This is a genomic window from Pseudidiomarina tainanensis (assembly GCF_004214835.1).
In the GTDB taxonomy this organism is placed as follows: domain Bacteria; phylum Pseudomonadota; class Gammaproteobacteria; order Enterobacterales; family Alteromonadaceae; genus Pseudidiomarina; species Pseudidiomarina tainanensis.
Genome location: NZ_PIQJ01000003.1, coordinates 48,335 through 74,315, shown reverse-complemented (window position 1 = coordinate 74,315; position 25,981 = coordinate 48,335). Strand labels below are relative to the sequence as shown.

Annotated in this window: 23 protein-coding genes; 6 read left to right on the top strand and 17 right to left on the bottom strand. The window is 46.9% G+C overall.

What is annotated here, in order from left to right:
* Positions 1-24 precede the first annotated feature (24 nt).
* The 4 genes from rpoD to rpsU form a co-directional block, all read right to left on the bottom strand.
* Positions 25-1,869, bottom strand: coding sequence for an RNA polymerase sigma factor RpoD (rpoD, locus tag CWI82_RS10435; RefSeq protein ID WP_092858504.1), 1,845 nt, complete (start codon positions 1,867-1,869; stop codon positions 25-27).
* Between the two features lie 159 nt (positions 1,870-2,028).
* The gene (locus CWI82_RS10430) at positions 2,029-2,415 is read right to left on the bottom strand and encodes a DUF3192 domain-containing protein (RefSeq protein WP_130203493.1); all 387 of its coding nucleotides are present in this window, start codon (positions 2,413-2,415) and stop codon (positions 2,029-2,031) included.
* Positions 2,416-2,580: 165 nt separating this feature from the next.
* Positions 2,581-4,332, bottom strand: a complete 1,752-nt coding sequence (gene dnaG / locus CWI82_RS10425; protein WP_130203492.1) for a DNA primase — start codon at positions 4,330-4,332, stop codon at positions 2,581-2,583.
* Between the two features lie 181 nt (positions 4,333-4,513).
* Positions 4,514-4,729, bottom strand: coding sequence for a 30S ribosomal protein S21 (gene rpsU / locus CWI82_RS10420; RefSeq protein WP_034733010.1), 216 nt, complete (start codon positions 4,727-4,729; stop codon positions 4,514-4,516).
* A 412-nt stretch (positions 4,730-5,141) separates the two neighbouring features.
* Between rpsU and CWI82_RS10415 the strand changes: the two genes are divergently transcribed.
* Positions 5,142-5,771, top strand: a complete 630-nt coding sequence (locus CWI82_RS10415) for a MarC family protein (RefSeq protein ID WP_130203491.1) — start codon at positions 5,142-5,144, stop codon at positions 5,769-5,771.
* On the opposite strand, the gene tgt is transcribed toward CWI82_RS10415, so the two are convergent.
* The 4 genes from tgt to CWI82_RS10395 all read right to left on the bottom strand — a co-directional run bounded on the left by tgt (position 5,764) and on the right by CWI82_RS10395 (position 10,177).
* Positions 5,764-6,879 carry a tRNA guanosine(34) transglycosylase Tgt gene (gene tgt / locus CWI82_RS10410; protein ID WP_130203490.1) on the bottom strand — a complete coding sequence of 372 codons (1,116 nt, stop codon included), beginning with the start codon at positions 6,877-6,879 and terminating at the stop codon, positions 5,764-5,766. The genes CWI82_RS10415 and tgt overlap by 8 nt on opposite strands.
* 54 nt (positions 6,880-6,933) lie before the next feature.
* Positions 6,934-7,980 (bottom strand): tRNA preQ1(34) S-adenosylmethionine ribosyltransferase-isomerase QueA, encoded by a 1,047-nt coding sequence (gene queA / locus CWI82_RS10405; protein ID WP_130203489.1) that lies wholly within the window; start codon positions 7,978-7,980, stop codon positions 6,934-6,936.
* A 232-nt stretch (positions 7,981-8,212) separates the two neighbouring features.
* Entirely contained in the window at positions 8,213-9,481 is a 1,269-nt protein-coding gene (locus CWI82_RS10400) for an inorganic phosphate transporter (protein ID WP_130203488.1), read from the bottom strand.
* A 15-nt stretch (positions 9,482-9,496) separates the two neighbouring features.
* Entirely contained in the window at positions 9,497-10,177 is a 681-nt protein-coding gene (locus CWI82_RS10395) for a TIGR00153 family protein (protein WP_130203487.1), read from the bottom strand.
* Between the two features lie 168 nt (positions 10,178-10,345).
* On the opposite strand from CWI82_RS10395, the gene CWI82_RS10390 reads away from it, so the two are divergent.
* A complete protein-coding gene (locus tag CWI82_RS10390) occupies positions 10,346-11,092 on the top strand; it encodes a TerC family protein (RefSeq protein ID WP_130203486.1) in 747 nt (248 codons plus the stop codon).
* A 26-nt stretch (positions 11,093-11,118) separates the two neighbouring features.
* On the opposite strand, the gene CWI82_RS10385 is transcribed toward CWI82_RS10390, so the two are convergent.
* The 8 genes from CWI82_RS10385 to CWI82_RS10350 form a co-directional block, all read right to left on the bottom strand.
* Entirely contained in the window at positions 11,119-11,913 is a 795-nt protein-coding gene (locus CWI82_RS10385) for a DUF481 domain-containing protein (protein ID WP_233340252.1), read from the bottom strand.
* Positions 11,914-12,003: 90 nt separating this feature from the next.
* Positions 12,004-13,068 (bottom strand): class II fructose-bisphosphate aldolase, encoded by a 1,065-nt coding sequence (gene fba / locus CWI82_RS10380; protein WP_092858522.1) that lies wholly within the window; start codon positions 13,066-13,068, stop codon positions 12,004-12,006.
* A 36-nt stretch (positions 13,069-13,104) separates the two neighbouring features.
* Complete coding sequence (locus tag CWI82_RS10375) at positions 13,105-14,289, bottom strand: phosphoglycerate kinase (RefSeq protein WP_130203485.1); 1,185 nt, start codon at positions 14,287-14,289, stop codon at positions 13,105-13,107.
* Positions 14,290-14,323: 34 nt separating this feature from the next.
* Positions 14,324-15,349: a glyceraldehyde 3-phosphate dehydrogenase NAD-binding domain-containing protein gene (locus tag CWI82_RS10370; RefSeq protein ID WP_130203484.1), complete on the bottom strand. Its 1,026-nt coding sequence runs from the start codon at positions 15,347-15,349 to the stop codon at positions 14,324-14,326.
* Positions 15,346-17,358, bottom strand: coding sequence for a transketolase (gene tkt, locus CWI82_RS10365; protein WP_130203483.1), 2,013 nt, complete (start codon positions 17,356-17,358; stop codon positions 15,346-15,348). Before tkt ends, CWI82_RS10370 begins: the two co-directional genes overlap by 4 nt.
* A gap of 78 nt (positions 17,359-17,436) precedes the next feature.
* Complete coding sequence (gene metK / locus CWI82_RS10360) at positions 17,437-18,585, bottom strand: methionine adenosyltransferase (protein WP_092858530.1); 1,149 nt, start codon at positions 18,583-18,585, stop codon at positions 17,437-17,439.
* Positions 18,586-18,679: 94 nt separating this feature from the next.
* Complete coding sequence (locus CWI82_RS10355; RefSeq protein ID WP_130203482.1) at positions 18,680-19,735, bottom strand: NAD(P)-dependent alcohol dehydrogenase; 1,056 nt, start codon at positions 19,733-19,735, stop codon at positions 18,680-18,682.
* Between the two features lie 9 nt (positions 19,736-19,744).
* Entirely contained in the window at positions 19,745-21,583 is a 1,839-nt protein-coding gene (locus CWI82_RS10350; RefSeq protein WP_130203481.1) for a M1 family metallopeptidase, read from the bottom strand.
* A 139-nt stretch (positions 21,584-21,722) separates the two neighbouring features.
* Here CWI82_RS10350 and CWI82_RS10345 point away from each other — a divergent pair, with 139 nt between their 5' ends.
* From CWI82_RS10345 to ruvX, 4 genes are read left to right on the top strand one after another with little or no spacing between them, the layout of a single operon-like run.
* Positions 21,723-22,460 (top strand): 16S rRNA (uracil(1498)-N(3))-methyltransferase, encoded by a 738-nt coding sequence (locus CWI82_RS10345; protein WP_092858536.1) that lies wholly within the window; start codon positions 21,723-21,725, stop codon positions 22,458-22,460.
* Positions 22,461-22,485: 25 nt separating this feature from the next.
* Positions 22,486-23,433, top strand: coding sequence for a glutathione synthase (gene gshB, locus CWI82_RS10340; protein ID WP_130203480.1), 948 nt, complete (start codon positions 22,486-22,488; stop codon positions 23,431-23,433).
* Positions 23,434-23,472: 39 nt separating this feature from the next.
* The gene (locus CWI82_RS10335) at positions 23,473-24,039 is read left to right on the top strand and encodes a YqgE/AlgH family protein (protein WP_130203479.1); all 567 of its coding nucleotides are present in this window, start codon (positions 23,473-23,475) and stop codon (positions 24,037-24,039) included.
* Positions 24,036-24,446 carry a Holliday junction resolvase RuvX gene (gene ruvX, locus CWI82_RS10330; protein ID WP_092858542.1) on the top strand — a complete coding sequence of 137 codons (411 nt, stop codon included), beginning with the start codon at positions 24,036-24,038 and terminating at the stop codon, positions 24,444-24,446. Before CWI82_RS10335 ends, ruvX begins: the two co-directional genes overlap by 4 nt.
* On the opposite strand, the gene CWI82_RS10325 is transcribed toward ruvX, so the two are convergent.
* Positions 24,443-25,828, bottom strand: coding sequence for a PhoH family protein (locus tag CWI82_RS10325; protein ID WP_092858544.1), 1,386 nt, complete (start codon positions 25,826-25,828; stop codon positions 24,443-24,445). The two genes, ruvX and CWI82_RS10325, sit on opposite strands and share 4 nt — an antisense overlap.
* Between the last annotated feature and the right edge of the window lie 153 nt (positions 25,829-25,981).

The following is a 25,981-nucleotide window of genomic DNA, read 5'->3' as shown; positions in this document are numbered from 1 at the left end:
AATTCGTTCAGATTAAATCTGAGCTTATTCGTCCAAGAACGATTTCAACTGCTCTGAACGACTTGGATGACGTAGCTTACGCAAAGCCTTGGCTTCAATCTGACGAATCCGTTCACGGGTTACGTCGAACTGTTTACCAACTTCTTCCAATGTATGGTCGGTATTCATATCAATACCAAAACGCATACGCAGTACTTTCGCTTCACGCTGGGTCAAGCCACCTAACACCTCGCGAACTGCGTTGCGTAGGCTTTCAGACGTTGCTGAGTCCACCGGTAGATCCAATGTGGTGTCCTCAATGAAGTCGCCAAGATGCGAATCTTCATCGTCACCAATTGGTGTCTCCATTGAAATCGGTTCTTTCGCAATTTTTAGAACCTTACGGATCTTGTCTTCCGGCATCACCATGCGCTCGGCCAACTCTTCTGGTGTCGGTTCACGACCCATTTCCTGAAGCATTTGACGCGAAATACGGTTCAACTTGTTGATCGTTTCGATCATGTGAACCGGAATACGAATGGTACGAGCCTGGTCAGCAATTGAACGCGTAATCGCCTGACGAATCCACCAAGTTGCATAAGTTGAGAACTTATAACCACGACGGTATTCGAACTTGTCCACGGCTTTCATCAAACCAATGTTACCTTCTTGAATTAAATCCAAGAACTGTAAACCACGGTTGGTGTATTTTTTCGCAATGGAGATAACCAAACGCAAGTTCGCTTCAACCATCTCTTTTTTCGCCCGGCGAGCTTTCGCTTCACCAATCGACATACGACGGTTGATATCTTTTACTTTAGCGATGGTTAGGCCAGTTTCCACTTCCACTTCGGCAAGCTTGTGGATACAGCGCTCTAACTCAACCTGAAGTGTTGATAGTGACTCAGAATACGCTTCACCATCGTCAATGGCTTTCGCTAACCAAGCGGTGCTGTTTTCGTTACCAGCGAACGCTTTCATGAATGCACGCTTCGGCATACCAGCCTGCTCAACACACATCTTCATGATCAGACGTTCTTGCACGCGTACACGATGCATCATGTCGCGCATGTCTTTCACCAAGCGGTCAAACTGCTTCGGCACTAGACGGAATTGCTTGAAGAGTTCGCTCAGCGCTTCGATTTCTTTACGCGCTTTGGCGTTGTCACGACCATGCTTGCTTATCGCAGCACGCGTTTTCTCGTATTGGTCACGGAGTTCGCCAAACTTTTGACGCGCAAATTCAGGATCGATGCCGCTATCTGAGCTGTCATCATCACTATCATCGTCGTCATCATCAGCGTCGTCATCTTCGTCATCGAGTTGATCGTCGCTGAGTTCAGAACCAATGTGGGTTGCCACAACAGGCGCTTCATCAACTTCATTCGGGTCAATGAAACCAGAAATGATGTCGGTTAAACGCATTTCTTCGGCTTCACATGAATCCCACTGATCCAGTAAGAAGTTGATGGCTTCAGGATATTCTGCAACCGAGCATTGAACTTGGTTAATACCATCTTCAATGCGTTTTGCGATGTCGATCTCGCCTTCACGAGTTAACAATTCAACTGTGCCCATTTCACGCATGTACATGCGCACAGGGTCTGTGGTGCGACCCAACTCACCATCTACGCTTGCTAATGCTTGCGCGGCGGCTTCAGCTGCGTCTTCATCAGCGGTATCTTCGCTCATCATCAATTCATCGGCATCGGGTGCGTTTTCAAACACCTGAATACCCATGTCATTGATCATGCCGATGATGTCTTCGATTTGATCCGAATCAACGATCTCAGAAGGTAGGTGATCGTTCACTTCAGAAAAAGTGAGATAACCTTGCTCCTTACCTTTGGCAATAAGAAGCCTGAGCTGTGATTGACGACTCTGCTGCATACAGATCTACCACCTGTTATTAATGAGAAATGTAACCGGTCTTAAACTTACGGCGACTCAAATAGGTACGAATATGTACTCTAATTAGATGAGTGCGTGAGGTATAAAATTCAAGACCGGAAATTGTAGCAGATACTGTCGTTTTCAGCCAGAATTTAATCAGTTATTCTGAGGAATCCGTGATAACGCTAATTCGCCTGTGCCAATTAAATTGCCATTCGCAAAGACTATTGGCGTGCATTCGTCACGTGTCGTATTCCCATCGGCATGAACGCGCTGAGTGCGATAGTAAAGTACGCGATAACGTACGTTATCGACGGTCCACAAATCTGAAAATTCAGGCGTGCCCAATTCATTTTGCACGGTTTCAACGGTCATGCCGTCAGTGAATGATGCGATTGCAGCGCGATTGCTGGCTTCTTTTTTGCTGACACTATCACTCGTGCTGTAATTTTCACCGTCGCCATTAACTGCAATCACGCAGCCGTGTAATCCAGCAGACAAGATAACAACAGCACCGACCATGGCTAATTTTGGGAACTTCATGTTTTACTCCTAATTGTTATTCGAATTTGATTTATGTTTTGTACACAAGAGGTTATGCAAGACTAATGCCATAATCCTACTGTGTTGTTTTTATTGGGTTTTTAACGATTTGATGAGTTTTCGCGATAGTGGAAACTACTAATTTGTGGCAATTTCTAACGGCTATTAGCGCTTTTCACGATCTTTCAGATATTGCAACAAGGTGAGATATTCTTGCTTTTCCGATTTGCTCAATGGCGCAGTACGTTCCTTTTCGAGCAGTTCATTGGCTCGTTGTTCAACAAACAAATCAATGAAGTAAGCGAAGATATCGAAGAATTCGTGGACTGCTTTTTCGGCATCAAGATGATGCTCCCAAAGCGCCAATTGACGCAGAGCCTTCTCTTCCGGCTCTCCTCGCCATAACTCTAATATTTGAGCTGAGGTTAACGATTGTGCATGCGTCTGCTCATGCAGCTTCAACAACAAATCGATACCGGGTTGCTTCAATGCTTTTAACTCTGCATGTAGCGGAATCTCGCGGCCAATTTCGGGATGTTGAACTAATAACCCAATGGCTCGGCGCATCGGTGTCATTTTGAGCGTCGAACGCTCGGGCTTCGCGCGTTCTGGGGCTTTAATTTGTGCTTCGAGTTGCGAGGTTTCACGGCGCAGCAACCGTGCTAAGCGTTCCATCAAAGTTTCACGATAGAAGTCACTGGCAATCCGTTCAATGAGCGGTTTGGCTTGCTTCAGCAGTAATGACTTTCCAGCATCCGATTGAACATCAATGGTTTCGGTTAAATGTGCGAAAAAATAATCGGTGAAACTTTGCGCTTGCTGCAAACGGCGGGCAAATTCGTCAGCACCCTCTTTGCGTACCAAGGTATCTGGATCTTCGCCGTCGGGAAGAAACAAGAAGCTCAACTCAATACCGTCATTAAGCAGTGGCAAGGCATTTTCTAAGGCTCGCCAGGCGGCGTCTCTGCCGGCGCGATCGCCATCGTAACAACACACGACTTTACGTGTGGCGCGAAACAGCATCTGTAATTGTTCGGTCGTTGTTGCAGTGCCAAGCGATGCGACAGCAAAGCTGATGCCAGCTTGTGCTAATGCGACCACGTCCATGTAACCCTCAACGATAACGACCTGTTCCAGCTCGCGATTGGCCTGCCGAGCTTCATAGAAACCATAAAGCTCACGGCCTTTATGAAAAATTCTGGTTTCCGGCGAGTTTAAATACTTTGGGCCATCGCCCTCGAGTATACGTCCACCAAAACCGACAACACGGCCACGTCTATCGCGAATCGGAAACATCACGCGGTCGCGGAAGAAGTCATAAAGGCGACCCTGATCATTCTGATTAACTAGCTTCAGATCAACTAATTGCTGTTTTGATCGTTGGTCGGATCCTAACGCACTGAGCAAACCATCCCAGCCATCTGGTGCATAGCCAATTTGAAACTGCTTAACGATATCGCCACTGAGTCCACGCCCTTTGAGGTAATCGATGACACGGCTTGAGTTGGTATGATGACGGAGTTGGTGAGCAAAAAACTTCGACGCCCGCTCCATTTGTTCATAGTCACTTGATTCTTGCGCCCGCTTACGGGCATCAGCGACAGGATTACTTGACGTTTCTCTCGGTACTTCAAGCCCAAGCATATGCGCGAGTTCTTCAACGGCTTCAGGAAACTCAAGCCCATCGAATTTCATTAAAAAATCAAGCGCATTTCCATGCTCACCGCAACCGAAGCAATGATAAAACTGCTTGTCAGGCGCCACCGTAAAACTTGGTGACTTTTCATTATGAAATGGGCAGCAGGCTTGGTAATTACGACCAGCCTTTTTCAGCGGAACTCGGCTATCGACAATCTCTACAACATCAGCACGTTCAATGAGATCGTGAATAAAGCTCTTTGGAATTAAACCTGCCATGGTCTGCCTGTGTTGCGTGATGGTGAAATTGCGAAGCTAGAATTGTACTCGCTGTTGGAATTGGTGCAACCCAGATATGAAAAAGCCGGACTGAGTCAAACTCATTCCGGCTCTTCGAGGTCTGTGCTGTAGTGAAACGCAAGTGGCGTTATCGCTACGTTACCAGTGACACACCAGTTACTTAGTACAGACGAGTGCGACGTGCATTTTCACGCGACAATTTTTTCGCGTGACGCTTAACCGCAGCTGCTTTTTTGCGCTTACGCTCAGAAGTTGGCTTCTCGTAGAATTCACGACGACGAACTTCCGATAATACACCTGCTTTCTCGCAAGAGCGCTTAAAGCGACGCAAAGCTACGTCAAACGGCTCGTTTTCTTTTACTTTAACAACTGGCATTAAAATCTCACCTCAATGAAAATTCTGTTGTTGAATTGGTTGAATCAACTGTGGATTTGTAAAACTGGTTAATAAATAACCACCACGATTAAATTTGGTGCTGAATTGTAGCGAGTTCAGATCCTGATGTAAAGCCCAAGATCAATTTAAATCGGAATGTATTGAGAGGTGGAAGCTCCGCCGCTGTGAGACAGGCTGAACAGGCTCACATTGGGGTGCGGCAGCACTTCCGATAGCGTTATGAACCACCTTAACAGGTCAGTTCGATTTAATTTTCGCACAACTATGCGACGAAAACTGACGTTGTACTTAAGTATTTTCTAAAATAATTTAAAAATCATGCAGTTCTGCTCATTAGTTTGTACACTATGTGCACTTATATTGTGTCCTCACACTTTGCTCGGAGCTTGTCATGTTGGATACCTTTTTATTTCAGTTCACTTCGCTGTTCACCATGATTAACCCTATTGCAGCGGTTCCAATCTACATTGCGTTAACCGAAGCCATGGCGCCAAAAGCTGCGCGTTGGGTTGCGATGCGTGCCGCAATTACGGCTTGTATTGCACTATGTGTATTCGCACTCGTTGGTGAGGCGATCTTTAGCTTTTTTAATATATCTGTGAACGGCTTACGCGTTGCGGGCGGTATTTTATTCTTTGTGATGGGTTTCGAAATGCTCCGTGGTCGCACCGTACCAAAACGCGTTGATGGTGAAACTGAAAGCGATTTTGGCTCTGACGTGGCAGTGACACCTATCGGTATCCCGATGGTTGCTGGTCCAGGTGCCATCACTATGGTTATCTTGTTTATTCAGGAAAGTCCTGCAACTTCAAATACCATCAGCTTATTCGCTGCAATTATTGCTGTGTGTATTTTAACTGCGTTTTTATTGGCAACTGGGCGTCAATTAATGGCAAGGCTTGGTCGTAGCGGAAGTAAAATATTAATGCGCTTGATGGGCTTAATTGTGATGTTGATTGCCGTCGAGTTTTTCTTCGCCGGCATCAAGCCATATGTTATCGATATTGCCCGCGCTATTTAAGCGCGGGTACTTCCATGCCGCGTTTCGCATAAAACTCAGCAACATGATCATCTAACCGATCGGCTTCAATGGCATCACGTAAATCTTGCATAACCTTTTGATAGAAATGCAGGTTGTGAATGGTATTTAAACGTCCACCAAGCATTTCGTTTGAGCGGTCCAAGTGATGTAAATAAGCACGCGAGTAGTTTTTACAGGTGCAACAATCGCACTCAGGGTCCAATGGCCCAGTATCAGTACGATGCACGGCATTTCGAATTTTAACCACGCCATTACTGACAAACAGATGGCCGTTACGGGCATTTCGGGTAGGCATGACGCAGTCAAACATATCCACACCACGACGCACCGCTTCTACCAAATCTTCCGGTTTTCCAACGCCCATCAAATAGCGTGGCTTATCAACCGGCATCTCTGGCGCGATATGATCCAAAATGCGCATCATGTCTGCTTTGGGCTCACCAACTGACAAGCCACCGATAGCATAACCATCAAAACCGATATTAGTCAGACCTTCGAGAGAGATGGTTCGTAACTCTTCGTACATGCCACCTTGAATGATTCCAAACAGCGCCGATGGATTATCACCATGGGCAGCTTTTGAGCGCTCAGCCCAACGTAACGATAGCTCCATTGAAGAGCGTGCTTCAGCTTGGGTCGCGGGATAAGGTGTGCATTCGTCAAAAATCATGACAATGTCAGAACCAAGGTCACGCTGCACTTCCATTGATTTTTCTGGCGTTAGTAAAATTTTCTCGCCATTAATCGGTGAGCGGAAAGTTGCTCCCTCTTCCGTGATTTTACGAAGTTCGCCGAGGCTAAATACCTGAAAGCCACCTGAATCGGTCAAAATAGGTTTGTCCCAATTCATAAAATCATGCAAATCACCATGCTGCTTAATAATCGAGGTGCCTGGGCGTAGCATTAAGTGGAAGGTGTTGCCTAAACAGATTTGAGCGCCGGTTGCTGCCACTTCTTCTGGCGTCATACCTTTGACGGTACCGGCGGTTCCAACTGGCATAAACGCTGGCGTTTCAACCACACCACGCTCAAAAACCATACGACCACGGCGCGCTTTGCCCGAGGTTTTTAACAATTCAAATTTCATTTTTTTTCACCGACAAGTTATCACGGAAAAACAGTCCGAGGTGCGTAGTATACCTTAGCGCTCAGTTCGGGTCACAAACATCGCATCACCGTAACTGAAGAAACGGTAGCGTTCTTGTACCGCAGCAGCATACGCAGCTAATACGTGTTCTCGTCCTGCAAACGCCGAAACCAACATAATCAGTGTCGATTCAGGCAGATGGAAGTTGGTAATCATGGCGTCCACGACTTGGAATTCGTAACCCGGATAGATAAAGATATCGGTATCGGAAAAGAACGGCTGTAGTGGTTCACCTTTTTGCTTTGCCGCTTGTGCGGCAGATTCAAGTGAACGGACTGAGGTTGTACCGACTGCAATCACCCGCCCGCCACGGGCACGAGTTGCCTCAATGGCGGCAATAGTCTCTTCAGGCACTTCTGCGTATTCGCTGTGCATATGGTGCTCTTCAATGTTATCCACGCGCACCGGTTGAAAAGTTCCTGCGCCAACATGCAACGTAACGTATGCAAATTCAGCACCTTTCTCGCGTAGCTGGTTCAATATGGATTCATCGAAATGCAAGCCTGCAGTCGGCGCTGCCACGGCACCAGGCTTTTTATTGTAAACCGTTTGATAACGTTCGCGGTCGCTGTCTTCATCTGGCCGATCGATATACGGTGGCAATGGCATATGGCCATATTGCTCAAGCACGTTTAATACTGGTTCTTCGGTATTGAATTGCAATTCGAACAAGGCATCTTGGCGGCCGATCATTTCTACTTCGACTGCGCCCTCAAGTATCATTTTCGCGCCAGGTTTCGGTGAGCGATTACTCCGCAAATGCGCAAGCACCCGGTGCTCGTCAATAATCCGCTCAACCAATACTTCGACTTTTCCACCAGAAACTTTCTCACCTAGCATGCGCGCTGGAATAACGCGAGTATCGTTAAAGATCAACAAATCACCGGGGCGAATATGTGCAACGATATTTTTGAAGGTTTCATGTGCGACAGTACCGGTTGTGCCATTGAGGCATAACAATCGGCTAGCGCTACGCTCCGGTTGTGGATAGCGAGCGATCAACTCATCGGGCAATTCGAAACTAAAGTCTTTAACGTTCATGGCGGTTTCATCACAATTTCAATTGGCGCGTACTTTACCGTTTTTGGCTGGTGAAAAAAAGCTCTGCAAATACGTGCATGAGGCTATAGACAAAAAAAAGCGCGCCGAAAGGGGCGCGCTAAAAACGAGATGACAACCGATCAGGGTGACCGGTTGATATATGTACGTTGCTTTATCAAAAACTGGATCAAAAAAAGAGCACCGAAGTACTCTTTTTTTATTTCTTCAGTCATTAAGCGCCAAAGGCTGCCTTAATAATGAAGAAGAAAATAATCGACATGATAGCGCCGGCCGGCAATGTCACGACCCATGACACGACGATATTACGCACAACGCCGAGGTTCAACGCGGCAATACCGCGCGCCATACCAACACCCAAGACAGCACCAACTAATGTTTGTGTAGTTGAAATTGGTAAGCCTGTACCAGATGCGATAACAACCGTTGTTGCAGCAGCCAATTCAGCCGCGAAACCACGGCTTGGCGTTAAGTGTGTAATTCCTTTACCGATTGTTGCAATAACGCGACGGCCAAGCATGGCCAAACCGAGCACAATACCAAATGCACCAACCGGGAGAACCCACCATGCTAGTTTTGCTTTTGAAGCGATTTCACCGCCACTTTCGACCACGCTAACAACCGCAGCTAGTGGACCGATCGCATTGGCAACGTCGTTTGAACCATGCGCAAATGCCATGGCACAAGCTGTAACAATCATCAAAATGGCGAATACTTTTTCAACGTTGGTGTAGTGCATGTTTTTGTCGGCAGCTGGATCAAATTTCAAACGCGAAATTAGAATCTTACCTAACACGCCGACAACGACTGCAATACCGATAGCTAGCGAGTATCCTTCGAAACTAGTCAGCTCAATGCCAACATGCTTCAAGCCCTTCTTGATCGTCACCAAAGAGATCATGAAGCCCGTTAATGCCATATAGAATGGGACATAACGTTTCGCCATGTTTAATGGGTTTTCGCTATCAAAAATAAGCTTTTGTGCACTTAAAAATACAAAGTAGGCAATGATACCGGCAATCATTGGTGTAATAACCCAACTACCAATAATACCGACAACTGAACTCCAGTTCACCGATTCAACCCCAACACCAACGGCTGAGAAGCCAACAATGGCACCAATGATTGAATGGGTTGTTGATACCGGCCAACCGGCCCAAGAAGCGATTAGCAACCAAGTTCCTGCGGCCAACAAAGAGCCGATCATACCAAATACGAGTAACTCTGGTGTGTCAACGAAATAGGCTGATTCGATAATGCCTTTGCGAATCGTTGAGGTGACTTCGCCACCCGCCAAATACGCACCGGCAAACTCGAAAATCATTGCAACAATAATGGCTTGCTTAATGGTCAAGGCCTTAGAACCGACTGAGGTTCCCATGGCGTTGGCAACGTCATTCGCACCAATACCCCACGCCATAAATAAACCAAATACCGCAGCAAGCACGATCAATGTCATGCTATATGTGCTTAAAATATCCATCTATTTTACCCCGACTTAGACTCGTGCAAGCATGAGCTCAAAACGTGCACCCACGCGCTCGGCTAGGTCGGCTAAATCACCAACCCAATCTAAAATTTGATACAAGAACATGGCATCAAGCGGGGTCATATCCTGCTCGAGTGCGCGCAATTGACGACGCAATTTAACTTGCAACGCATCAGTATCTTGTTCAATTTCGTCCAATTCAGAAATCATTTTGTCAACGAGATTACGCTCGCGACCTTTGAAACCAACCTCAAGCAGGTCATCAAATTCGCCAATCGTCTCTTTCGCTTTGTCTGTTGCATCAAGGCAACGGGTTAAATAGGCATCGAAACCTTCAACCATTGAGGCAGGAATTTGCATTTCGCGGCCAGTCATTAAGCCTGAAATGTCTTTGGCTTTATTCGCAATGCGGTCTTGCTGTGATACTAATTCGAGCAAATCAGTACGCTCAACCGGCATAAACAAACCACCTGGAAGGTTTAAGCGAATTTCGCGTTTTAAATCGTCAGCAGCTTTTTCTCTTTTGACGATTTCTTTTCGGTGGATTTCAGCTTCTTCCCAGTTGCCAGCGTATACGGCTTGGAAAAAAGGTTTTAGAGTCATCGCACAATCGTGCACTTGATCAATATGCTCGATCATCGGCTTGATCGGTGACTTGGCAAATACACCAAGAAACGAATTTGCAGACATAAAAGTTCGCCTTTGTTGCTGCGGAAATATACGTTAATTATACCTGTATTCAGGTGCGCGAATACTAACGAAGATTAGTAAGCTGCGCAAAGAATAATTTAACAGTTGTGCGCAAACAATAACCTATTTATTGTGAATAAGTCACTTAACTTCATGGAGAGACCTGCAATGTTTGAATGGATCATGATGCCTGAAGCTTGGTTAGCGTTACTGACGTTGACACTGCTCGAAATCGTTCTCGGCATCGATAATATTATTTTTATCTCGATTCTGGTCGGGCGCTTACCTGAAGCACAACGTCAAAAAGCACGACAAGTTGGCCTCATGTTGGCCATGGGTATGCGTATCGCGTTACTCCTAGCTATCGTTTGGGTTATGGGTCTCACCAAGCCGCTATTTTCAATTTTGGAATTTTCATTTTCTGGGCGTGACTTAATCCTACTAGGTGGTGGATTGTTCCTGCTCGCTAAAAGTACATTGGAAATCCATCACTCACTCGAAGGTAGCGAAGCAGAAAAATCAGCTGGAAAAGCCGCAACTTTTGGCGCAATTATCACGCAAATTGCGGTCATCGATATTGTATTTTCTTTAGATTCGGTGATTACCGCGGTTGGCTTGGTCGAACACGTTAGCGTGATGATTATCGCGGTCATTATTGCCGTTTTGGTCATGCTTGTTGCAGCAAAATCGATTGGAGATTTCGTCGATGCACATCCAACAATTAAGATGTTGGCCTTAAGCTTCTTAATACTGATTGGCTTTACGCTGGTAGGCGAAGGATTAGGCTTCCACGTTCCGAAGGGCTACGTATATTTCGCTATGGCGTTTAGCTTAGGGGTGGAGTTACTGAACTTACGGATTCGCAAACGTCGCGAACCGATACATTTGAAAAAGCGTATTGGCGACGGACTCTAGTCCGTCGCAATACTAATTAAACTGGCTTAGAAAGAATAAACTAAGGTGACCGCAGTTTCGGTATCGAGTTTTTCTTTCGTCACGTCTTCAAGATATGAGTTATGCGAGCCCGCCACTGAGAATTTCAGCGCAAGAGAGCTATTAACGTTGGCAGAAATCGATACTTCTGCTCGCGTTTTTGTGTTCTCTTCACCAACTTCCGTTGACGCTAACGCATTAAACTTGGAGTTTTTCGTAATATCCCAAACAAGGTTACCGGCTAAACGCAAAATTGCGCTGCTTTCTTGCTCTTGTGGAACATCGCCAACGATTGGCTTATTCACCGAGTAACCAGGACCCACTTCGTAGTCAGCATAAAGTGCTTCGCTGTAACGGTAGCGAGCACCATAACCAATCGCAAAGGTACCTTGGTATTCATAACCACTGAATTTGTCTTCTTCATACGAGCCAAAGACAAACACAGAAGAACGGCTTTCCGGTGCGAACTTATAGTTACTTTGGGCTGACAAGAAGGTCTTGTCACCGGTCAAAATGGTGTCACCGGTCGCTTGGTCTTGCTGCTCTGAGCGATAGTAATCAATAACGCCTTTGTGTCGCCAATTTTCTACATCACGAGCAAGATTCAGTTTTGCCTTGAAGGTTTCTGTTTCCGTGTTACCTGAGGTAAACAGTAAACCGAGTTCAGCACTGGCATCCCATTCAGTTTTTGTTTCGGTATCTAAGTCGCTCACATCGTCGTACATAAAAATACTAGCTGATGCTGGTGAGCTAGCTAAACCAAGAGCGGATACTAAAGTAATTGATAATAGTGTTAAGCGCACGTGACCCCCAAGTCCATCTTTAAATTTCAAATTTCCTGCGAAACCTTACGCTACAGTATACAGAATAAGGTTTCGCTCGCTAAGAGGGAATTAATTCACTTTAGCGTCTAATTCGCCCCGTTCATAGCGCTTGAACATTTCTTCAAGCGATACAGGCTTAATTTTGCTCGCTTGACCGGCACAACCAAATGCTTCGTAACGCGCCTTACAAATTTCGTACATGGCATCAGTTGATGCTTTTAAGTATTTACGCGGATCGAAGTTGCTGGTGTTTTGCGCTAAGTGACGACGGATCGCACCCGTTGAGGCAAGTCGTAAATCGGTATCGATGTTGACTTTGCGTACACCATGTTTAATACCTTCAGCAATTTGCTCTACCGGTACACCATAGGTTTCCGGAATCTCACCGCCGAACTCGTTGATAACCTTGAGCCATTCTTGCGGCACCGAAGATGAACCATGCATAACCAAATGCGTGTTTGGAATACGCTTGTGGATTTCTTTAATGCGATCGATCGCTAAAATGTCACCTGTTGGTGGACGCGAGAATTTGTATGCGCCGTGTGATGTACCACAAGCAATCGCCAGCGCATCAACATTCGTTGCACGCACAAACTGTGCTGCTTCTTCTGGATCGGTCAGCAATTGGTCATGTGTTAGCTTACCTTCTGCACCAACACCATCTTCTTCGCCAGCTTCGCCAGTTTCCAGTGAACCCAAAACACCAATTTCACCTTCAACCGAAACGCCACAAGCATGCGCCATTGCTACTGCTTGCTGAGTGACTTTCACATTGTAGTCATAGTCTGCTGGTGTCTTGCCGTCTTCTTTTAACGAGCCATCCATCATCACTGAGCTAAAGCCAAGCTGGATTGAGCGCTGACAAATCGCTGGTGAAGTGCCGTGATCTTGATGCATCACAACCGGAATATGTGGCCACTCTTCAATGGCAGCCAAAATTAAGTGGCGCAAAAACGGGGCGCCAGCGTAGGTGCGTGCACCTGCAGATGCCTGCACAATCACCGGACTATCAGTGGCGTCCGCGGCTTCCATAATTGCACGCATTTGCTCAAGGTTATTCACGTTAAAAGCTGGTACGCCATAGTTATTTTCAGCTGCGTGATCAAGCAACTGACGTAATGAAATCAATGCCATATTCTATTCTCCTAATTTCCTATTTGGTTTGGCGTATTAGCCATTTAACGCGCGTTCTTCCAGAATCGCGACAGCAGGTAACTTCTTACCTTCTAAAAACTCTAAAAATGCACCACCGCCGGTTGAGATATAACTGATTTTATCAGCGATACCGTACTTATCAATTGCTGCAAGCGTATCACCGCCGCCAGCAATCGAGAACGCTTTACTGTTTGCAATGGCATGCGCTAACGCTTTCGTACCTTCACCGAACTGGTCAAATTCAAATACGCCCACCGGTCCATTCCAAACAATAGTACCGGCCTGTTCAAGAATCTTGGCAAACGCTGCCGCAGTATCTGGGCCAATATCAAAAACCATGTCGTCAGCGGTAATTGTATCAACCGCTTTGATCTCAGCTTCTGCGTCTGCACTAAATGCTTTGCCGGTAACAACGTCAGTGGGTAGTGGAATATCGCCACCTTTTGCTTGCGCGGCTGCGACAAGGCGTTTTGCCTCATCGATTAAATCTTCTTCGTACAACGACTTACCCACGTTGTGCCCTGCTGCAGCAATGAAGGTGTTGGCAATACCACCGCCAACAATGAGTTGGTCAACCACGCTTGATAACGATTCTAACACCGTCAACTTGGTTGAAACCTTGGAGCCACCGACAATGGCAACCAACGGACGAGCCGGGTTCGCCAGAGCTTTACCCAGTGCATCAAGTTCTGCAGCCAGCAATGGGCCAGCACAGGCAACATCGGCAAATTTAGCTACGCCATGAGTGGACGCTTGTGCACGATGCGCGGTACCGAAAGCATCCATCACAAATACATCACACAATGCCGCCAGTTTTTGTGCCAGCGCGTCATCGTTTTTCTTCTCGCCTTTATTAAAGCGAATATTCTCAAACACCACCACTTCGTTGGTGCTCACTTCGATACCATCAAGGTAATCTGTTGCGAGACGCACCGGAACATCTAGCGCATCGTTTAGGTAATCGACAACTGGTTGCAGCGAAAACTCAGCAGCATAAACGCCCTCTTCAGGACGTCCCAAATGAGACATCACCATAACTTTCGCGCCAGCATCTAATGCGGCTTGAATAGTCGGCATTGCTGCACGCAAACGCGCATCAGAGGCAACCTTGCCATCTTTAATGGGTACGTTTAAATCTTCGCGAATGAGAACTCGTAATCCTTCAAGGTCTAAATCCGCCATGGTAATTACAGCTGACATATCTTTGCCTCGTTTATTAAATTCAAATTATTCGTTACTTCTGCGCCAGCATAACTTGCGCAGTATCCAACATGCGGTTGGCAAATCCCCATTCGTTATCACACCAGCACAGCACTTTAATCAACCGTTTGTCGGCGACGCGTGTTTGTGTGCCATCAACAATGCTCGAACGCGGATCGTGGTTGAAATCGATTGATACCAAAGGTTCTTCAACAAACCCTAAGATATTCGCCATGGGACCGCGCGCCGCATCAGCTAATACTTCGTTGACGCGGGCCACAGTCACTGCGGTATTCACCGTTACGCTGAGGTCCATTGCGGTCACGTTGGTGGTGGGTACACGCACTTGTATGGCTTCAAAGCGCCCCGCAAATTTCGGTAAAATTCGCTCAATCCCGCGCGCTAAACGCGTATCCACAGGAATAATTGATCGTCCTGCAGCGCGAGCTAATCGTGGATCAGTGTGATAAGCATCGATGACTTGCTGGTCATGCATTGCCGCATGAATCGTAGTAATCGCACCGCTATCAATACCGAAAGCGTCGTCTAGTACTTTGATGACAGGAACGATACAGTTCGTGGTGCAACTGCCATTTGAAACCCATTTATGGCTTGGTTTGAGATCTTTCGTATTCACACCAAAAATAGCCGTGAAGTCTAATTCGGCACTGCCGGGTTGCGAAAACAACACCTTTGGCACACCCACTTGCTCGTATGCGACACCGTGATCCGGATCGCCATGAACACCCGTGCAGTCGAGCACTAAATCGAGCGCCATATCGTGCCAGTTCAAGTTCTGGATTTCGCTTTCGGCTGACACCACAATACTGTCGCCTGCCACTTCTAGATGATGCTCATCGCGAACTGCCACAGGGCTTTGAAAACGCCCATGACTGGTATCGTACTTCAACAAATGAGCCATTGCTTCAACCGGCGCTAATTCATTAATGGCTACCACCTCTACATGCTGGCGATACCCACGCTCGTAGAGTGAGCGCAGAACACTGCGCCCAATACGACCAAAGCCATTAATAGCAATACGTGCCGGTTTTACACTCATGCGTTTAGAAGTTCCTGTGCAGTCGCAATAACGTTTTCGGTTGTGAAGCCAAAGTGTTTAAACAAATCGCCTGCTGGCGCTGATTCACCAAAACTAGTCATACCAACAATACGACCATTTAAGCCAACGTATTTGTACCAGTAATCAGCAATTCCAGCCTCAACCGCGATGCGCTTGGTCACATTGCTCGGTAACACCTGCTCACGATAAGCCGCATCTTGTTGCTCAAAGACATCCGTTGCCGGCATTGAAACGACACGTACTTGATGCCCTGACGCTTGTAACGACTTCGCGGCACTCACAGCTAGCGCAACTTCTGAGCCAGTCGCAATGAAGATAAGTTCTGGCGTTTGCTCACAATCAAGCAACACATAACCACCGCGCTCGATATTTTTCAGTTGCTCACTATCGCGTTGCTGTTGCGCCAAGTTTTGACGACTGAAAATCAGCGACGTTGGCCCATTTTTGCGTGTTAAGGCATATTTCCATGCCACCGCTGATTCCACTTGGTCGCATGGGCGCCACGTGCTCATATTCGGAGTCAGGCGCAAACTCGCAATTTGCTCAACCGGCTGATGGGTTGGTCCGTCTTCACCCAGACCAATTGAATCGTGGGTATAGACAAAAATACTTTGCTGCTTCATCAATGCAGCCATACGCACAGCGTTGCGCGCATATTCCATGAACATTAAGAAGGTTGCGCCATACGGGGTAAAACCACCATGCAATGCAATACCGTTCATAATCGCCGACATACCGAACTCACGTACACCGTAGAACACATAGTTGCCATTGGCGTCATCTTTACTAACACCCTTGGAACCGCTCCATAATGTTAAGTTGGAACCGGCTAAATCTGCAGAACCGCCTAGTAGTTCTGGTAATAACGGGCCATAGGTGTTCAATGCGTTTTGCGATGCTTTACGGCTTGCGATATCCGCTGGCTCTGCTTGCAATTTGGCAATGTAGGCGTCGGCTTGAGCAACGAAATCCGCCGGCAAGTCACCAGCTAAACGACGCTTTAATTCAGCCGCTAGTTCTGGAAACTCTTGTGCATAGGCATTAAAGCGTTGTTGCCATTCGGTTTCAGCCGCAGCGCCAGCTTCTTGTGCCGACCATGCTGAATAGACATCTTGCGGAATTTCAAACGGGCCATGTTGCCAGCCTAACTGCTGACGCGCTGCAGCAATTTCATCAGCGCCTAATGGTGCACCGTGGCAACTTTCTGTGCCTTGTTTGTTCGGTGCGCCGAAGCCGATAATGGTTTTGCAGATAATTAGTGTTGGTTTGTCGGTTTCCGCACGGGCAGCTTCTACGGCAGCTTTTACCGCATTGGCGTCATGGCCATCAACGTCAGCAATCACATGCCAGTTGTAGGCTTCAAATCGCTTGACGGTATCATCAGTAAACCAGCCTTCAACCTCACCATCAATGGAGATGCCGTTGTCATCATAAAATGCGATTAGCTTACCAAGCCCCAGTGTTCCAGCAAGCGAACAGGCTTCGTGAGAAATACCTTCCATTAAGCAACCATCACCAAGGAAGGTGTAGGTATAGTGGTTGACTACGTCGTGACCTGGGCGGTTAAACTGTGCCGCTAACGTTTTCTCTGCAAGTGCCATACCCACTGCGTTGGTCACGCCTTGACCAAGTGGCCCAGTGGTGGTTTCAATACCTGGCGCATAACCATACTCTGGATGGCCTGGCGTTTTTGAGTGCAATTGACGAAAGTTTTTCAACTCGTCGAGGCTCAAATCGTAACCGGTGAGGTGCAATAGTGAATAAATCAGCATAGAACCGTGACCATTTGATAACACAAAACGGTCACGATCCGCCCAGTTCGGGTTAGCAGGATTATGTTTTAAGAAATCGCGCCACAGTACTTCGGCGATATCCGCCATGCCCATAGGCGCGCCTGGATGCCCAGAATTCGCTTGCTGTACGGCATCCATGCTTAACGCACGAATCGCATTGGCTAGGTATTTTCGCTCAGTTACTGCTGTTGTCATAACAAACCCCGAAGTTTAGCGTAAGAAAATTGCACAAATGGTGCGCGTATTCTCCACAATTCGGGGCTTTGACGCAAATTAGATATCAGCGCGAAGAGCTTCAGCTTTGTCAGTTTTTTCCCACGGGAACTCATCACGGCCAAAATGACCATAAGCTGCTGTCGGCTGATAAATTGGGCGTTCAAGGTCGAGCATTTGAATTAAGCCATAAGGGCGCAAATCAAAATGCTTACGAACCAGTGCGATCAATTTTTCTTCACTGTGCTCGCTGGTACCAAAAGTCTCGATGCTGATCGACGTTGGCTCAGCAACACCAATCGCATATGAAACCTGAATTTCCAAGCGCTCAGCTAAACCGGCAGCGACCAAGTTTTTCGCTACATAGCGAGCTGCATAGGCGGCGCTACGATCAACTTTCGACGGATCCTTACCAGAGAATGCACCACCACCGTGACGCGCCATACCACCATAGGTATCCACGATGATTTTACGTCCAGTTAGACCGCAATCGCCCATTGGTCCACCAATCACAAATTTACCGGTTGGATTGATAAAGATTCGATCTTGGCTCTTCGGGAACCATTCTTCAGGTAGCACTGGTTTGATGATGGTTTCAATCACCGCTTCTCGCAGATCTTTTTGGCTAATATCTTGATGATGCTGCGTTGATAAAACCACTGCATCAATACCAACCGGACGGCCATCTTCATAAATGAAGGTTAGCTGAGATTTCGCATCAGGACGCAACCATGGCAAGGTACCGTTTTTACGAACTTCCGCTTGGCGTTGCACGAGGCGATGCGCATAGGTGATTGGCGCCGGCATGAGCACGTCAGTTTCATTCGAGGCATAACCAAACATCAAACCTTGGTCACCAGCCCCTTGTTCTTCTAGCGAACCACGATCAACACCTTGATTGATATCTGGTGATTGCTTGCCAATGGCGTTCAATACCGCACACGAGTCGGCATCGAAACCCATATCAGAGTGCACATAACCAATATCACGAACCGTGTTGCGGGTAATTTCTTCGATATCGACCCAAGCGTTGGTGTTAATTTCGCCACCGACCAAAACCATACCGGTTTTCACATAGGTTTCACAGGCCACGCGCGCCCGCGGGTCTTGGGTCAAAATCGCATCGAGTACCGCATCAGAAATTTGGTCGGCAATTTTGTCTGGATGACCTTCTGATACAGATTCAGAAGTGAATAAATGCTGTGCCATGCTTTGCAATCTCTAATCAAAGTTGGGAAGAAAAAAGTGGGCGTAGTTTAACTGAACCACACCCACTTTTCTACATTTAGACGTCTAAAAGTCTTTATTTCTGTTTTAATGTCGCCATATCAATCACAAAGCGATATTTCACATCACTTTTGAGCATTCGCTCGTAGGCTTCATTAATGTCATCCATCGCAATCATTTCAATATCGGAAGTGATGCCATGTTCAGCACAGAAGTCCAGCATTTCCTGGGTCTCAGCGATACCACCGATTAATGACCCCGCTAAGCTGCGACGTTTCGCGATTAAATTATAAACCGCAGGAGACGGATGTGATTCCGCTGGCACACCAACCAACGTCATGGTGCCATTGAGACGGAGTAGGGTCAGATAGGCATCCAAATCGTGTGGCGCTGCAACAGTGTTGAGGATGAAGTCGAGGCTATTACGCCATGCTTTCATTTGCTCGTCGTCTTTTGAAATGACCACATGGTCAGCACCGAGACGTTTCGCATCGTCGACTTTACTTGGCGATGTCGTGAACAAGATCACTTCGGCTCCCATCGCCTTGGCTAGCTTGACCGCCATGTGGCCAAGACCACCTAAACCAACAACGCCAACTTTGTGGCCTTCACGAACGCCCCAATGACGAAGCGGTGAGTAGGTTGTGATACCAGCGCACAAAAGTGGCGCTACACCTGCGAGATCAAGCTTGTCTGATACTTTTAGAACGAAATCTTGGTCGACGGTAATGCGATTCGAGTAGCCACCGAAGGTAACACCACCTGAATGTTTGTCTTCACCGTTGTAGGTTCCGACGAAACCGTTCTCGCAATATTGTTCATATCCTTCTTCGCAGTTCGCGCAGGTACGACATGAATCGACCATACAACCAACGCCGACGGTGTCGCCGACTTTATATTTCGTGACTTTGCTGCCGACGCGAGTGACTTTGCCAACAATTTCGTGACCCGGTACACACGGGAACACCGTACCACCCCACTCATTTCGAGCTTGGTGCAAATCAGAGTGACAAACGCCGCAGTAGGCAATCTCTATTTCAACATCGTTCGCCGTGGGGTCGCGACGCTCAAATTCAAAATATTCAAGAGGCTTATCGGCTGCTTGAGCCGCAAATCCTAGTGCTTTAGGCATGTTTACTCCTTAGTTTTCACCGTACAACAATGCTTCATTCACGGTTTGGGTTAATGGGTGATAGCCTGGTTTTGCTTGTTCATAGACTTCTCGGGCCCATTTTAAGTTGTCTGGGGTCTTCGCCAGCTCTCGATATAACGGGCTGACTAATTTATTACGACCAATCGATAGCAAGTAACTACGCAATCTTTCGCGTGCTGGTTCATATTTTTTCACGATGGCTAATTTTAACCAGGCGTGTGCAATTTCACTGTTCTGGCTCTGCGTTAAATTAAATTCACGATCGAGGCGCGCCATATTGTTCGCAGAAATATCTAACGGCAAATTATTAATAAAGTGCAACCATTCATGGGTAGTCCAATCGTCCGTTTGTAACTGGCCACCTTTTAACCAACGCTGCATGTGTTGCTCAACTCGATTAAATGCATCAGACGTTGGTTTTGGCGCATCTTCTGGCAATCCGGGCTCATGTAACCATTCATTAATTTTGCTCAACGCAACCGTGTTTGGTTTTTTATCCAATAACTCACGTTTTAAATACGCTTCAAATTGCGCAGTTGAAATACTCTGAAACGCAAAATCATCAAAGTACTGGCGTAAGAACTTATCGAACAGGTCACGACCAAACTTTTGTTCCAAATAAACTAGGAACAACTGCCCTTTCACATAAGGAACTTGGGAAAAAACATCATCTGGATGGCGCATACCTAAATCGATATTTAAAATCGTATCTTTCGGCGGCAAACGCTTCAATTCACCCATCAGGTCTTGGTAGCCCAGCGCTAATTCCATATTGGCGCGGCGTTTCCCAAATAAGGCTTCCATAATGCGGTTTTCAACGTAGCTGGTGAAGCCTTCATTAATCCAAAGGTCGCGCCAGCTCGCATTGGTAACAAGATTTCCTGACCAACTATGCGCAAGCTCATGCGCAATCAAATTTACGAGGCTACGATCACCCGCCACAACCGTTGGGGTAATAAAAGATAACCGTGGGTTTTCCATGCCTCCGAAAGGGAAGCTCGGCGGCAGAATCAACAAATCATAGCGATCCCAGCGATATGGTCCATACATGGCCTCGGTGGCTTCAATCATTGCCGGCGTATCGGCAAACTCCCAAGCCGCATCGTCCAAAATGTATTTTTCCGCAAACACTGCGACATTATCGCTTATCGATTTAATCGCTAAATCACCCGCAGCAATCGCAATCAAATATGGCGGAATGGGCTGCGGCATGGTGAATTCGTAGGTGCCCGGACGCTCGTCACTCAAACTGTTGTCCGCACTCATCACCGCCAACAAGCCAGCTGGGGTGTTAATCGTTGCGTTATAGGTTAACCGTAGCGCAGGGCTATCTTGAATCGGAATCCAACTACGCGAATGAATTGGCTGTGATTGACTGAACATAAACGGATGCTGTTTGCCTGCTGTTTGTTCAGGTGTTAACCACTGCAGACCACTGGCGCTTGGCGCAGTTTCATAATGAATGCGCACATGTTTGGCGACGCTACCAATATCAATAATTAATTCTCGGCCAAGGCTTGGATGCACATCACCCAAAGTAAATTTGGTGGGCTGCCACTGTTCATTCACCAGCAACTCCGCACGCTCAATCGTTAAATCACTCGTATCAAGGTAAAGCTGTGTGGTTTGGTCATGGCGAGCTAGGGTGTATGTCGCATAGCCTTTCAATTTACGAGCTTCAAAATCAACCGCCAAGTTGAGATCAAGGTGCGGGGTTGATACTTGGTTTAAACGTGCGTAACTGTGCACATCTTCGGCCTTAACAGGGCTTATCGCCATCATCGTTACGGTCATACTCAACATCATTATGAATCGTGACAGATACATGTAATTCATCTCCTTGGTCATCACACTCTGGCCATGATCAGTCGGATGTCTGACAAAATCAAATTTTTTCGAGCTGTCAAACTCAGCGCTGAATGATAAGATGCAAGCTACTTTGAATACTCAAAAGGGTTCACCTTTCATGCGAATTCCACGCATCTATCAAGCAACCGCTAACCCATGGGTTGTCGGCGCACAGATTGAACTTGAGGCCGATGCAGCGAATCACGTTGGCCGGGTGCTGCGCATGTCCGCTGGGCAACAACTTGAACTTTTTAATGGTGACGGTAGTAACTATGCTGCAACCATTACTGAGGCTACAAAGCGCGCAGTACAAGTCAAAATTGACGCTGTGACAACCAACGTATCCGAATCGGCGGTGCACATTCACCTCGCTCAAGGAATATCGCGTGGTGATCGTATGGATTTTGTTTTACAAAAATCAGTGGAGTTAGGTGTTGCTGAGATTACACCGCTGTTCACCGAACGCTGTGGTGTTAAGCTAAGCGGTGAACGGTTGTTGAAAAAACAACAGCAATGGCAAAAAATAGTGATTGCCGCGTGTGAACAAAGTGGCCGAAGTCGGGTTCCAATGGTTCACACGCCTGTGTCATTTAGCCAGTGGTTACAGCAACTACCGAGTGGATTACGCCTGACACTAGACCCGTACGCGCAAAAACCATTGCGAGACCTTGCCGAGCAACCTCAACAGCTCACCCTTTTTATAGGCCCTGAAGGCGGCCTGAGTGAGCAAGAAGTTGTCAGTGCCAGTGAGCATGGCTTCCTGCCGGTGCGGTTGGGGCCGCGTATTTTACGAACTGAAACAGCGGCACTAACGGCGCTAAGTATTATTCAATATCAATTTGGCGACTTAGCTTAACGCTTAGCTTAACGAAGGAATTTTCATGAAACTTGCGATGATTATGGACCCGATTGAATCGGTAAAAACCTACAAAGACACAAGTTTTCGTTTACTGCTTGAGGCTCAGGCGCGTGATTACGAAATCTATTATCTCACCATGAATGATTTATCGCTCATAGAAGGTGAGCCAATGGGCAATGCTCGTTCAGTACAAGTGGTCGACCAAGCAACAGACTTTTTCACACTTGGCGAACCAACGGAAATAAATTTAGGTAGCTTTGACGTTATTTTGATGCGCAAAGATCCGCCGTTTGATACCGAGTTTGTTTACGCAACGTATTTACTTGAGCTTGCTGAGCGCCGTGGTGCATTGGTTGTCAACAAACCACAGAGCTTGCGTGATTGTAACGAGAAACTGTTCACTGCATGGTTCGCAGATTTAACGCCGCCAACCATTGTGACCCGTCGTGCCGAGCAAATTCGCGCATTTCATGAGCAACACCGCGATATTATTTTAAAACCACTCGATGGTATGGGAGGCGCGTCAATCTTCCGTGTTCGCGATGACGGTACCAATTTAGGCGTCATTATCGAAACGTTGACACAGCATGGTCAGCAGTTCGCTATGGTACAAAGATATCTACCAGAAATTACCGACGGCGATAAGCGCATCTTGATTATTGATGGTGAACCGATGCCTTACGCGTTGGCGCGCATCCCTTCTGCCGGCGAAACGCGTGGTAACTTGGCTGCCGGTGGTAGCGGTCGTCCGCAACCGTTGAGCGAATCAGATTGGGCGCTGGCGCGCCAAGTCGGTCCCGAATTAAAACGCCGTGGCTTAACCATTGTTGGCTTAGATGTTATTGGTGACCGGATTACTGAAATTAATGTGACAAGCCCTACTTGTATGCGCGAAATTGAGGCCGCATATGACATAAACATCGCAGCCAAAGTATTCGAAGCAATTGAGCGTCAACTAGGCTTGTGCTGAACATCCGCAAAATAAAGCTGTATTGGAGTTGTTGATCAGATGGAAACCTTACAAAGCCTGCAAAATCATTTTCTGATTGCCATGCCAAGCATGGACGATCCTTATTTTGCCCGCACCGTTACATACATTTGTGAACACAACGCGGAAGGGGCTATGGGGCTCATCATTAATCAACCCGTTGAGCTAAGCGTTGAAGATTTGCTTGAAAAACTCGAGATAGTTATTCCTGAACATGGTCAGCGGTTAGATGGCCCAGTATTTTCAGGTGGTCCACTGGCGCGTGATCGTGGTTTTGTTTTGCACTCCGCTGAACAAAGTTGGCGTAGCTCCGTTAAATTAAGTGACGATGTTGTGATTACCACCTCAAAAGATATCTTAGAGGCGATGGGCAAAGGCATCATGCCAAGTGACTACTTACTTACACTGGGTTATGCGGGCTGGGACGCAGGCCAGTTGGAACGTGAACTAGCGGAAAATAGTTGGCTGACCATTCCAGCGGATAAAGATATTTTGTTCCATACCCCAAGCAAGGAACGCTGGCAGAAGGCGGTTAAAAAATTAGGCATTCAAACCTGGCAACTCGGTCCTGATGTGGGGCATGCATGAGCCAAGTTCTTGGTTTTGACTTTGGTACCCACAGTATTGGCGTGGCGGTAGGCCAAACGATTACCGGAACCGCCTCACCGCTCGCCGCGCTCAAAGCAAAAGATGGCCAACCCAACTGGGAAATCGTCGAAAAGCTGATGAAGGAATGGCAACCCGAGTTTTTAGTGGTCGGGTTGCCGCTCAATATGGACGGTACCGAACAACCGCTCACTGACTTAGCGCGCAAGTTTGCCAATAGATTACACGGTCGATTCGGGATTCAAGTAATTTTACAAGATGAGCGCCTAACCACAGTTGCGGCCAAAGAAACCTTGTTTGGTCGCGGCGGCTACAAACAATTGCAAAAGGGCAAAGTTGATAGCGCCGCCGCTCAATTAATATTGGAAGATTACTTTAACCAACATTAAAGGTTTTCTTCTGCGTACTGCGCCAGCGAACTACGCACCACACCATTGAGATTCACCGTGGCACTGCCCGGATAATCTTTAAATCGCTCCACAATATAAGTTAAGCCCGACGTGACTGCAGTCAAATAATAGCTATCAATCTGCGCCAAGTTACCCGAGCAAATAATTTTCGTGCCGGTACCGCAACGCGTAATAATCGTTTTCAGTTGTGAAGCCGTTAAGTTTTGTGACTCGTCGAGTAAAACAATCGCATTCTGAATGCTCCGGCCGCGCATAAAGTTCAGCGATTTAAACTGAATGTTAGCCTTGTTCATAATGTAATTTAGGCTCGACTCCATGCTTTCATCGTGTTTATGCAATACTTCCAATGAATCGGTAATTGCAGCTAGCCATGGCGCCATTTTCTCTTCTTCAGTGCCTGGCAAGTAACCTATTGATTCGGCTATTTCAGGCGTATTACGTGTAACAATAATTTTCTCGTAAATGCCCTGCTCAACCACAAGTTCAAGCGCCGACGCTAACGCTAATAAGGTTTTCCCGCTGCCGGCTGGACCGGTCAAAATCACTAAATCGATGGCTGGGTCTAACAACGCATTCATCGCCATTGCTTGGTAAATATTCTTTGGCTGAATGCCCCAAGCTCGGTAACTCATCATGCGCTCGAAACCAATATCATGAAGGCGAACGTGTTCGGAATCATAGCCAACAACTTTGGCAGCAAAATGCTCTGTTTGATCGATTATATATTGGTTGCGAAATACCGTTGGTAGCACGTCACGTTCTACTTCGTGAAAGGTTTCACGGCCTTCTTGAGCACTAGTAACTTCGCCTACGTGCTCCCAAAAATCACCCTCAACTTCAACGAAACCTTTCGATAAGAATCGGATGTCATCGATCAACTGGTCGGTACGATAATCCTCAACGTGTTTGACGCCGGCACCCTTGGCTTTCAAACGCATATTGATGTCTTTCGTGACCAACACAACTTTGGTGTCTTGGTGTTGCTTTTGAATCGCTAACGCCGACTGAATAATTCGGTGGTCATTTTCAGACAGGTTTAATACCGCATCTTGCTGTTTTAATTGATAGTCGGGAAATATCGATAATGTTCCTTCCGCATGATGGGCGCCCTGCATGTTACTCAACGGTACGCCAGCGAGGATTTCTTCAGGTGTCGCATCTTTTAGTGCGTTTTCGAGTGAGCGAATCGCCGTTCGAGCCTCACGACTCACGTCTTTGTGGCGGTCTTTAATGTTATCGAGTTCTTCTAACACCACCATGGGGATAACAACGTGGTGTTCGTCAAAATTCAAAAATGCGAGGGGTTCGTGGAGCAGAATGTTGGTATCAAGCAGATAATACTTTGGGACGGTTTCAGTCATAATGGACCTCAAGCTACGTTGATATTTTAGTGATTGTGTTAACGTGCCTTTCATTTCTAAGACTAGCCCAACTTTTATGAAAATGGTGTGAATATTGAAATAATTTTCGCTACCATGTGCGCCCTTTTTATCGACTATGCTGTGTAGGTCTTT